The organism is Pedobacter sp. KBW06 (assembly GCF_003852525.1).
In the GTDB taxonomy this organism is placed as follows: domain Bacteria; phylum Bacteroidota; class Bacteroidia; order Sphingobacteriales; family Sphingobacteriaceae; genus Pedobacter.
In genome coordinates this window covers 1,792,379-1,803,733 of the sequence record NZ_QAJL01000003.1, presented here as the reverse complement: position 1 = coordinate 1,803,733, position 11,355 = coordinate 1,792,379, and the positions used below count along the sequence as shown (strand labels likewise).

Genomic DNA, 11,355 nt, shown 5'->3' with positions numbered 1-11,355 from the left:
AACGAGATTGGTATAAAAAACTTGCCGGAGATTTTAATCTCTCTGAGAAGCCAGCAGATAAAGTACAGCCATCCTTACAGCAACACCATTTTCCACCTGTTCAAGGATGATGGATTGTTTGCTGTCGGCAACATCACTGGTGATCTCCACACCACGGTTAATCGGGCCTGGGTGCATTACAATGATCTCTTTATCTAAATTATCCAGGATTTGCTTGTTCAAGCCGTACATCATGGCGTATTCCCTAAGGGAAGGGAAATATTTGATATCTTGTCTTTCCAGCTGGATGCGCAGCATATTGGCTACATCACACCAGTTTAAAGCTTTGATCAGGTTGTGTTCTACCTTTACGCCCAAACTTTCAATGTGTTTAGGGATCAGGGTAGTAGGGCCGCATACCATCACTTCTGCACCTAGCTTTTGCAGGCATAGAATGTTGGATATCGCCACCCTGGAATGTAAAATATCACCTACAATCACCACTTTTTTACCAGCTACATCGCCCAGTTTCTGGCGGATAGAGAAGGCATCTAAAAGGGCTTGTGTCGGGTGTTCATGTGCGCCATCTCCGGCGTTTACGATTTGTGCATTAATGTGTTTGCTCAGGAACTGACCTGCTCCGGCATAGGGGTGTCTCATGACCACCATATCCACCTTCATGGCAAGGATATTGTTTACCGTGTCAATCAGCGTTTCTCCTTTACTTACCGAAGAGGAGGAAGCCGCAAAATTGATCGTATCTGCAGAAAGTCTCTTTTCTGCGAGTTCAAAAGAAAGCTTGGTACGGGTAGAATTCTCAAAGAAAATATTGGCAATGGTGATGTCTCTCAGGGAAGGCACTTTTTTAATTGGCCTGTTGATCACATCTTTAAAATTATCTGCAGTTTCTAAGATCAATTCGATATCATTTCGGTTAATATCTTTGATACCTAAAAGATGTCGGGTCGATAATTTGTCTGCTGCCATGTTATTTATTGCTTTCTGATATTAAGATTACTTTGTCTTCTCCTTCTGTTTCTTTCCAGCTCACCCTTACCTGTTGTGAGTTTAAGCTGTCTACCTGCTGACCGATATAATCGGGTTCAATAGGCAGATGTCTTGAAAAACGCCTGTCAATCAAGACCATCAGTTCTACTCTTTCGGGTCTGCCGTAAGCCAGTAATGCATCCATAGCGGCGCGAATGGTGCGTCCGGTCCAGAGTACATCATCAATCAGGATTACGTTCTTTCCTTCGATAATAAAATCTATGGTGTTGCTGTTTGCAGAAACAATTCCGTCCTTCCTTCTGAAATCATCACGGAAAAAGGTAATGTCTAAATTCCCTTTTTTGATGGTGTTTTTCTTAAGGATTTGGGAGAGTTCGGTCTGTACTCTATCGGCAAAGTAACTGCCTCTTGGCTGAATGCCAATTAAAACAGTATTTGAAAAATCGGTATGGTTCTCAATTAATTGATGACAAAGTCTCTTAATTGTGATCTGGAATTTTTGACCGTCTAGCAGGGTTCTCTTTTGCATTGACTAAAGGATTGGCCAAATATAGGAAAATGTTTCAATTCTGTAAAGTTGAATGTGGATTTATTATCCGGGATTGATGAATTACGCTGATTTTAAAAGCGATCAAACTTTTAACTGTCTTATTTATAAAACTATAGAATGAAGCTCTGGATTTAAAAAATTATATTTGTATAAATCCAATATCTGGGGCTATTAAGAGGAAAACAATCAAATGAATGAAGATCGAGATCATGCGGTGATTTTTTTTGATGGAGTTTGCAATTTGTGTAATCATTCTGTGCAGTTCATCATTAAGAGAGACCATAAAGATTACTTCCGGTTTGCAGCTTTGCAAAGTGATATTGCAACGCAGAAATTGTCGGACTTTGAATTCAATGCTGAAAATCTGAAAACGATCATTCTTTTGGAAAATGGCCAGGTTTATTTCCGCTCCACTGCCGCGCTTCGCATTGCGAGACAGCTGGGTGGAGGCTGGCCCATCCTGTTTGGATTGATCATTATTCCGGCAGTAATACGGGATTTTGTATACAAGCTTATTGCCAATAACAGGTACCGGATATGGGGGAAAACAGAGAGTTGTATGGTTCCTTCTCCGGAACTCAAATCGAAATTCCTGTAGTAGTTGTTAAGAATAGATAATGTCTACGAGACAAGCCGTTAAATTGAACACAAAATGGATTAGAATTCCGTACCAGATCGTGTTTTCTTTTATCCGGATATAAGCCAGCAGCAGTGCAAAAGGCAACAGCCAAAAAAAAGAAAACAAAGAGAAGTGTATGAGAAAAAACAAGATCGAAGTGATATACATCGCTTCTTTTCTGTCGACTATATTCAATAGTTTTTGCAGGAGATATCCCCGGTAGGCCAGTTCTTCAAATAGTGCAGGGAAAACCGCAATCGAAACAATCATAATGTAAGTTCCAAAAGGATGCGATTGATATAATGGAAAATCGAAAAATTCCTCATGGAAAACATGTTGATTTAAGTACCAGGCTATGACTTGCACCATCAGTGATCCGATGATTGCTAAAATAATAAAGGTCAGTAATTTCACAAATGAGAAACCAGGCCATTTTAAAAGGTGCTTGTTGTTTTTCCAGTCGGAGCTGAAAAATAAGACGGAAATGATGGCCATCAGGACACCAAAGAAAATGTCCGTTTGTATGGTTGGATGAGCAACGAATAAGGTGGAAAGACAGGTGACGATTTCAAGGATAAAAAACAAAGCAAGCCCCTGAAGCTGCGACCATTTTTTTGAATCATCTACAAGTTCCCGCTGATTTTGCGAGGTACCGCAGGTAGGACAGAACCTGTTTGTCAGCAGTACCGGTTGCTCACAATTGCTGCAATACAAGGGAGCTTGATCCTGGGTCTCCAATTAAATGAGGTTGAGTTCCTTCTTTATTTTCTCGCGCTCGATCACAGATTTAATGCCTTTAACAAGGTATACGATAATGACGACCTTTACAATGATCCCGGAAAGTATGGTGCGGGGATCCAGAATTGCGTTCAGAATATGGATGATCAGATAGAGCGAGAGGCCGGAAATTAGTGCGGTTGAGGTTCTTGTTTTGCCCCAGACGGCAAGGCCTAAGAAGGCCGTGGATAAAATAAGGGTGGTGATGACAAGGAAAGAAACATCTTCGTCCGGTGATGGTTTAAATACAACAAAAACCAGGGAGAATAAGGTGAGTCCGGAAATCCAATACAGAGATCTGCGTGCCCTTTCTACTTTCTCGTCGAGGTCAATCAGTTCGATCTCTTTTACATTTCGTTCTGATATATAAAAGTCCTGCTCCTGTTTTGTCCCTTGTAAAGGAAACCCACAGGCATTGCAAAAAGCATCCATTGCTTCATATTTAACCGCACAGCAGTTACAATAATTTATATTTTCCATTAAGAGCGCGTTTGTTTAGTGTAAATATATAATTGCAATGGGAAACTACGAAACTTTTATGGGAGAACTTAATTCTCCCAATATCGTTTGCTGTATTTTATTCCCATTTGGTCATACCTCCTGAGTTGCTGCTTTAACCTTTGTTGAAAATTACTGAAATTGCGTTTGGCTTTAGGGCTCCATAATACCTCGCTTAAAGCATCCAGTCTTGGGAATAACATGTACTCCGCTTTAGCGGGGTTGCTGATGTATTCCGACCAGAGGTTACCTTGTGCTCCCCAGATGTATTTGGCTTCAGCAGAACTCAGCTCTGCAGGCACAGGTTCATAATTATAGACATTGGCCAGGGGTAGGAATTTCGCAGCTGTAAGGGAATCGTCCTTTAAAAACTGTGCATGGTTAAAGTACATGAAGTTCTCCGGGGTCATGATGACTTTATGCTTTTGTTTTGCCGCTGCAATGCCTCCCTTTTCTCCGCGCCAGCTCATTACTATGGCGTTAGGGGCGAGGCCGCCATCAAGGATTTCATCCCATCCGATAATGGTTTTTCCTTTACTGTTCACAAACTTTTCTACCCTATGGATAAAATAGCTTTGCAGTCCGGTTTCGTTTTTCAATCCTTTCTCTTTAATCAGCTGCTGGGAAAATGCAGATTGCTTCCACCAGATCTTTGAGCATTCATCTCCGCCAATATGGATGTAAGGGGAAGGGAAGAGGTCCATCACTTCGGTGAGTACTTCTTCAAGGAAAGTAAAAGTTTGCTCAGAAGGAAGTAATACATTGTTGAATTTATTGAAGATTCCCCAGGTTTCTGCTACTTTTTTCGGCAATTTAGGTGTGGTACTCAGTTCCGGGTAAGCGGCGAGTACTGCCATGCTATGTCCCGGCATTTCGATCTCCGGAATAATGGTGATGTAGCGTTCTGCGGCATACCGGATCACTTCTTTTACTTCTTCCTGTGTATAATAGCCACCATACCGGATGCCGTCGTTTCCGTTTCCGGGATACAGACCGATGATGGTGCCGGCCCTCCAGGCGCCGATCTGGGTAAGTTTTGGATGTTTTTTGATTTCTATACGCCATCCGTGATCATCGGTCAGGTGCCAATGGAAATAATTGAGTTTGTGTATAGCAAGGTAATCAATGTACTTTTTGACAAAGCTCAGGTCAAAAAAATGCCTGCTGACATCCAGGTGCATTCCCCGATAGGCAAAACGGGGATAGTCCGTAATCGTTACTGCCTGAACCTGCAAAGGAAATGCCTTTGCATTTGGAGGCAACAGCTGGATCAGGGTTTGTATGCCATAGAATACGCCTGTGGCTGAAGAAGAGCGAATGTTGACAGATTTACTGCTTACACCCAAAGCATATTGCTCCGGATTTGGATCAGCGACTTTTGTGAGGGTTAGATTGATCACATTTTTTCTGTTTAAATCAGTTGCTGTGGTCAGGCTAAGGTCCAGGTTATAATATTTTTTAATATAGTTAATGAAGAAATCTGCAGCTGGTTTCAGTTTATTGTCGCTGATGAATAACTGGGTGCTACGGTTGTCGATAGAAAAGTTCTCTGATGCTTTTCCTATGGTCATTTCCACAGGTTGTGGGATAAGTGATGGGAGTTGTGCGCGACTTACCTGGAACAACAGCAGGGTGCTGATGATGCTGATTAAGATTCTCATAAAATGAATGGGGTATTGGTTTTATGAAACAAAGTAACAAAAAAAAAGGCATCCCGGTTGGGGATGCCTTTAATATATAAGCTTTAAAGATTATTTAGCTTTGTTTTTGCTTTCTTCACCCTCCATCTGCTCTTTTAACTGAGCCAATACACCTAGATCGCCAAGCGTTGATTTCTCAACTGAATCTTTAACTTTCTTAACTGCACTGCTTGATGCTTTAGCTTCTTTTTTCTTAGTAGCTCTTTCTTCAGCAACAGCTTCAGCTTTAGCCTCTTCCCAGATACGGGCATGAGAAACAACGATACGTTTAGCATCTTTGTTAAACTCAATGATTTTGAAATCATTAGTTTCTTCAGCTTTGATAGTTGTTCCGTCTTCTTTAGCCATGTGTTTAGTTGGTACGAAACCTTCTACACCATATGGTAAAGCAATAACAGCACCTTTATCAGTTACTTTAACAACAGTTCCCTGGTGGATTGAATCTAACGTGAAGATAGTTTCAAAAGTATCCCAAGGGTTTTCTTCTAATTGTTTGTGACCTAAGCTTAATTTACGGCTTTCAACATCTAATTCAAGAACAACTACGTCTAATGTATCACCTACTTTAGTGAATTCGTTAGGGTGGTTAACTTTTTTAGACCAAGAAAGATCAGAGATATGGATTAATCCATCAATACCTTCTTCAATTTCTACGAATACACCGAAGTTAGTCATGTTTTTAACTACTGCAGTATGTTTGCTTCCGATAGGATATCTTTCAGCAACATTTTGCCAAGGATCTTGAGTTAATTGCTTAATACCTAAGCTCATTTTGCGTTCGTCTCTGTCTAAAGTTAATACTTCAGCTTCGATTTCATCGCTAACTTTCAAGAATTCTTGTGGGCTGCGTAAGTTTTGTGACCAAGACATTTCTGATACGTGGATTAAACCTTCAACACCAGGAATGATTTCTAAGAAAGCTCCGTAATCAGCAACAGTAACAATTTTACCTTTAACTTTAGATCCAACAGCTAAGTTAGCGTCTAAAGATTCCCAAGGGTGTGGAGTCAATTGTTTTAAACCTAATGCAATACGTTTTTTCTCGTCATCAAAGTCAAGAACTACAACGTTGATTTTCTCATCTAAGCTCAATACTTCTTTTGGATGCTCTATGCGGCCCCAAGAAATATCAGTGATGTGAAGTAAACCGTCAACTCCACCTAAATCGATGAATACACCGAAGTCAGTAATGTTTTTAACTGTTCCTTCTAATACCTGTCCTTTTTCAAGTTTAGATACGATTTCAACTTTTTGGCTTTCTAAATCGTCTTCGATTAAGATTTTATGAGAAACTACTACGTTTTTAAACTCATGGTTGATCTTAACAACTTTGAATTCCATTGTTTTACCCACGTATACATCGTAATCGCGGATAGGTTTGATGTCAATTTGTGAACCAGGTAAGAAAGCTTCAACACCCATGATGTCAACGATAAGACCACCTTTAGTACGGCTTTTAACAAATCCGTTGATGATTCTGTCATTGTCAAGAGCCTCATTGATAGACTCCCATGATCTTTGGGTTTTAGCTCTTTTACGAGACAAAATTAACTGACCATTCGCATCTTCCGGAGCTTCAACGAATACGTCAACTGTATCACCAATTTTCAAGTCAGGTGTATCACGGAATTCAGAAGTAGATACTAATCCGTCAGATTTAAATCCTACGTTTAATACTACATCTTTATTGTTGATTGATACAACAATACCGCTGATGATTTCACCCTGGTTGATTTGATTGAAAGTATCGGTATACATGTCTTCAAACTTTTTACGGTCTTCATCAGAATATTTTCCGAAAACTTTGTCATCTGCATCCCAGTCAAAATCTTGATCAGGGGTAGCTAATGATGATTTGATCTGTTCGATCGACACTGAATCAGCTTCTGACTCAATGGTTTCTTTCTCGGTCAGACGAGCGTCTGCACCTTGTAATTCGGCTTTTTTAGCCTCTAGTTCTTTTTCTGCTACTTGTTTTTTAGCCATTAAAATTTAATCTCCTTTTCCCGTGAGGGACGGCAAAGATAGAAATTAATTATTTTAAAGAAAAGAATTTTGTGATAAATGTTGTTGATTTAGAACAGATTGTAGAGAAAACATGGAATTATCAGGATATCGGGAATAAAACCAGACAGAATTCCGGATCAAATACCAGCATCAGCATTTTGATCTTATTGGGCAGGTAACCAAAGTACTTCTTGAAGGCACTGGTGAAATGAGTGGCATGCTTATAACCCATTTTTCCGGATACTTCAGAGATCCTGCTGTCCCCCTGAATCAGCATCGCTTTTGCCTGCTCCATTTTGTATTGGTTCAGGTAACCATATACAGTAGTCCCATAGGCAGCCTTGAATTGTTTTTTCAAGTTAAACTCATTGGTGCCCACCATGTGTGCCAGGGTTTTGAGCGAAAGCTGGCGGTCCATATTGTTGATCAGTATAGACCTGATTTCTTCCATTCTATCCAGTTCATCAGGTTTTAACAGTGGTTTTGGTTGTTCCTGTAACAGTGCAAACTGTGAGAGCTGGATGGCCAGCAGCTCTATTACTTTTGATTCCAAAAAAAGCTTACCACAAAATCCGGTATGTGTAGAATTTTCCATGCTGTTTAAAATGGCATTTATTTCCGGTGTCAGGTGAAGCTGCTGTTCGGAAAATAAGGCCGTTTTGCTATCGTGGAGATTTCCTGAAGATAAGTTACTGAAGGCAGGATGATCGTAAGGAAAATACCTGGATAGAAAATCCGCACTGATATGAATAAAGATGATCTCGTTTGCTTCAATGAAGGAAGCGTTCAATGTCAAAACTTCCTGATCTGTGCGGATCAGGTTGTGCTGCTGACTTTCCATTGTAAATAGAGGGGCAGGAGAACCGGGAGTAGAAAAGGAGAGTTTACCCTTAATGACAAAAATCATTTGATAAACGGGATTCGGTGCTTTCTGAAGAAGTGATTCCTGCATTTCTCTCAGTAAATGAGCGGATGAAGCCCTTAAATAGAATGCTGAAATGTCTCTCGACTCCCTAAATAGTCTCCCTTGAAATTCTCCTTTATGCGTCACCTGTTCTCCCTTATACGTCATTGGCTGATGATATCTTTGCCGCGAAGTTAGGATTATTAAGACTAAATCTTAATACATCATTAAAGTAATGTTAAGTATGAATAAAAAAGTTACGTTATTTATGATCCTGTTTATGATTTCTATCGGTGTTTCTGCACAGGTAAGGACGATTTCAGGAAAAGTTATTGATCAAAAATCAGGTGCCACTCTACCTGGGGCAACGGTGCTCCGGAAAAGCACTAAAGAAGTGGTGAGCACAGACGCAGAAGGTAAATATACCATCAGCGCTGAAATCGGAGAGTTGCTTTCCTTTTCTTATACCGGATATGTGACGGCAGAACTGAAAGTAGATGCCAGGAAGAATACGATTAATGCCTATTTGGAAGAGAACGTAAACCAGTTGTCGGAAATTGTGGTTACCGGGGCTTTGGGAATCAAACGTCAGGCAAGGGAACTTGGAACTTCGGCACAGGTAGTGAATTCGGAAAACCTGAATCAGGGAAAAACCGTAAACCCTTTATTTGGCTTGACGAGTAAAGTAGCGGGATTAAGAATCAATATGAACGATGCGACGACCGGGAAAACAGATCCCCTTATTCAAATCAGACTCAGGGGCTCGCGCTCATTTAATGATGAAAAAAATAATCCTATTTATGTAGTAGATGGGGTTCCTGTTCCTGATATCGGTCGGTTGAATCCGAACGATATCGAAAATATCACTGTACTCAAAGGAGCGAATGCAGCGGCACTGTATGGTTCTGAAGGTGTAAACGGAGCCTTAATGATTAGTACCAAAAAAGGAAGCAGAGGAAAGGGAACGGTGAGTTTTTCCAATACCACCTCTTTCTCCGAAGTATACCTGTTGCCTCCCGCACAAAACAAATTCGGGCAGGGACAGAACGGTGTCTATTCTGCAACAGAATACGAATCCTGGGGACCTGCATTTGACGGAACAACCAGGGATCTTGGATTGAAACTACCTGATGGTATACAGCCTCAGGCGCTCTTTGGCGCTCCGGCAAAAGACAACCGTCTGGATATGTTCAATACCGGAACTACCTTACAAAACGATTTGTCTTTTTCTGGTGGAGATGAAACCTCTACCTATTTTTTTTCCGTACAGAACGTCACCATCAGAGGGGTCATCCCCGGGGATAAAAGCGCAAGAACAGGTGCAAGGTTCAATGGTTCAAAGAAATTCGGCAAACTGAATACTTCTTATAATGTAAACTATGTATTTGCCAATAGAAATACAACACCAGATGGCCCCTGGTTCAATCTTTACATCCAACCCGCAAACCTGGACGTTGCAGGGCTGAGAAATTGGAGAAATCCTAATTCAGCCGCGCATCCCCTGAATTATTATACAGACGCGACAGGAGCCAAGAATCCATTCTTTTTAATGGACAATAATAGAAATATGTCTGATCAGCAAACGATCAATGGTAAAATCGAGCTGGATTATGCATTCACGCCATGGTTCAGTGCAATTTACCGTATGGGCTTGTTTAGTACTGTGGAAGAAAGCAGAGTGACAACGAATAAGCTTTCCTCAACTTCCGGAAATAGAAATGTGAATGGTTCTGTAACTGATGGGAATAATATTTTCCGCAGGATCAACAGTGATTTAATCCTGAATTTTAAGAAGGACTTTGGAAAATTTACCACCCGCTTATTGCTGGGGCAGAACATCCGAATGGACGATACGAAGAACACGGCAGTTGGTAGTGCCAACTTATTGTTCCCGGATTTGTTTAATCCAGGAAGTCGTACAGGGGAGTTGAATGGAAGTGCTGCTTTGACTAAATATCGTGCATTAGGAACCTATGGAGAGTTCACTGCGGGATACCATAACTACCTGTTTCTGACGCTAACCGGAAGAAACGATGTAGTGTCTGTACTGAGCAAGGAAAACCGCTCTTATTTTTATCCGGGGCTAAGTACTTCATTTGTGTTCAGTGAGGCGATTAAAGGCCTTAAGGGCAGCAATATCCTTAGCTTTGGAAAAATCTTTGCTTCTTATAACAGAACAGGAAATGTAACTTTAAATCCTTACGGTTTAAATAATGCGTATAGCCAGATCAATGGGTTTCCTTTTGGCGGACTCGTAGGTTTTACCCCAAGTCTGCTCAATCCGAACAGAAATATCAAACCTGAATTTGTGAAATCTTATGAAGCCGGGTTACAACTGGGACTCTTCAATGACCGCTTAAATTTTGAAGCTGCTTATGTGTATTCAGATTCTGACGGACAAATTTTTCAGGCACCGGTTTCCAGTTCCACAGGTTACAATAACATGATGGTAAACGCTGGCCGCCTGACGAACAAAATTATTGAGTTGAGCATCAATGGAGATGTGATCCGTAAGGATGATTTTAAATGGAATATCGGGTTTAATTTCACTCATATCAATAACCAGGTAAAGACTATTTTTGGCGGACAGGAAGAATTCAGAATGTTCAGACAAGCCTATGCCAGAGTAGGTGAGGCTTATCCTTTGTTAAAAGTAAGTGATTACAAAAGAGATGACCAGGGAAGGGTAATCGTAGATGCTAAAGGAAACACAACTACGATAGCAGACAGCGCGCCACTTGGGACCATGGTACCACCTTATCAGATGGGATTAAGCACGATGGTTAACTTTAAAGGATTCAGTATAGGTGCTCAGTTTGATGCCCGCCTGGGAGGCTGGTTATATTCCGAGGTTGTTCCAAGAATGTATACCGCCGGAACTCATCCGGCAACAATAGCGTATGATCGTCAGCCATTCATTTTTCCAAACTCTGTCATTAATACAGGCACAGACAAAAATCCTGTTTACGTAGAAAATACAACGATTTATTCCAAGGGCGATAAAGCTTTTTGGGATGCTCAGGGTAAAGTACAGCGAAATACTGCTGCCAAATCTGATTTCTTTAAACTCAGGGAACTGAACATCAGCTATGCCCTGCCAAAATCATTGTTAGATGGACAGAAGATCATTCGTCAGGCAAGCATTGGATTCGTTGGAACGAACCTGTTTATCCTCAGACATAAGGACAATACCTACGGAGATCCGGAATCTTTATACAATCAAACAGACGGATACCTGAGTTTCAGACAAATCCCTCCTTCAAGGATGTTTGGTTTTAATATAAACGTGACCTTCTAATTCAATTAAGATATA

General features: G+C 40.8%; 9 protein-coding genes. 2 read left to right on the top strand and 7 right to left on the bottom strand.

Features of this window, described 5'->3' with window-relative positions; all coding sequences use genetic code 11:
- Positions 1-33: 33 nt before the first annotated feature.
- Positions 34-966: an aspartate carbamoyltransferase catalytic subunit gene (locus DBR43_RS22225; RefSeq protein WP_074606842.1), complete on the bottom strand. Its 933-nt coding sequence runs from the start codon at positions 964-966 to the stop codon at positions 34-36.
- A 1-nt stretch (position 967) separates the two neighbouring features.
- Positions 968-1,516, bottom strand: coding sequence for a bifunctional pyr operon transcriptional regulator/uracil phosphoribosyltransferase PyrR (pyrR, locus tag DBR43_RS22220; protein ID WP_073233824.1), 549 nt, complete (start codon positions 1,514-1,516; stop codon positions 968-970).
- A gap of 211 nt (positions 1,517-1,727) precedes the next feature.
- On the opposite strand from pyrR, the gene DBR43_RS22215 reads away from it, so the two are divergent.
- Positions 1,728-2,135 carry a thiol-disulfide oxidoreductase DCC family protein gene (locus DBR43_RS22215; RefSeq protein WP_124584804.1) on the top strand — a complete coding sequence of 136 codons (408 nt, stop codon included), beginning with the start codon at positions 1,728-1,730 and terminating at the stop codon, positions 2,133-2,135.
- 6 nt (positions 2,136-2,141) lie between these two features.
- Here the strand turns inward: DBR43_RS22215 and DBR43_RS22210 are convergent, their stop codons facing one another.
- The 5 genes from DBR43_RS22210 to DBR43_RS22190 form a co-directional block, all read right to left on the bottom strand.
- On the bottom strand, positions 2,142-2,894 hold the full coding sequence (locus tag DBR43_RS22210) for a CPBP family intramembrane glutamic endopeptidase (RefSeq protein ID WP_124584802.1): 753 nt from the start codon (positions 2,892-2,894) through the stop codon (positions 2,142-2,144).
- The gene (locus DBR43_RS22205; protein WP_124584800.1) at positions 2,895-3,413 is read right to left on the bottom strand and encodes a hypothetical protein; all 519 of its coding nucleotides are present in this window, start codon (positions 3,411-3,413) and stop codon (positions 2,895-2,897) included.
- A gap of 68 nt (positions 3,414-3,481) precedes the next feature.
- Complete coding sequence (locus DBR43_RS22200; RefSeq protein ID WP_124584798.1) at positions 3,482-5,092, bottom strand: beta-N-acetylhexosaminidase; 1,611 nt, start codon at positions 5,090-5,092, stop codon at positions 3,482-3,484.
- A 90-nt stretch (positions 5,093-5,182) separates the two neighbouring features.
- Positions 5,183-7,117 carry a 30S ribosomal protein S1 gene (rpsA, locus tag DBR43_RS22195; RefSeq protein ID WP_124584796.1) on the bottom strand — a complete coding sequence of 645 codons (1,935 nt, stop codon included), beginning with the start codon at positions 7,115-7,117 and terminating at the stop codon, positions 5,183-5,185.
- 121 nt (positions 7,118-7,238) lie between these two features.
- Positions 7,239-8,210, bottom strand: coding sequence for a helix-turn-helix transcriptional regulator (locus DBR43_RS22190; protein ID WP_124584794.1), 972 nt, complete (start codon positions 8,208-8,210; stop codon positions 7,239-7,241).
- Positions 8,211-8,286: 76 nt separating this feature from the next.
- Between DBR43_RS22190 and DBR43_RS22185 the strand changes: the two genes are divergently transcribed.
- Entirely contained in the window at positions 8,287-11,340 is a 3,054-nt protein-coding gene (locus DBR43_RS22185) for a SusC/RagA family TonB-linked outer membrane protein (RefSeq protein WP_124584792.1), read from the top strand.
- The last annotated feature ends 15 nt before the right edge of the window (positions 11,341-11,355 follow it).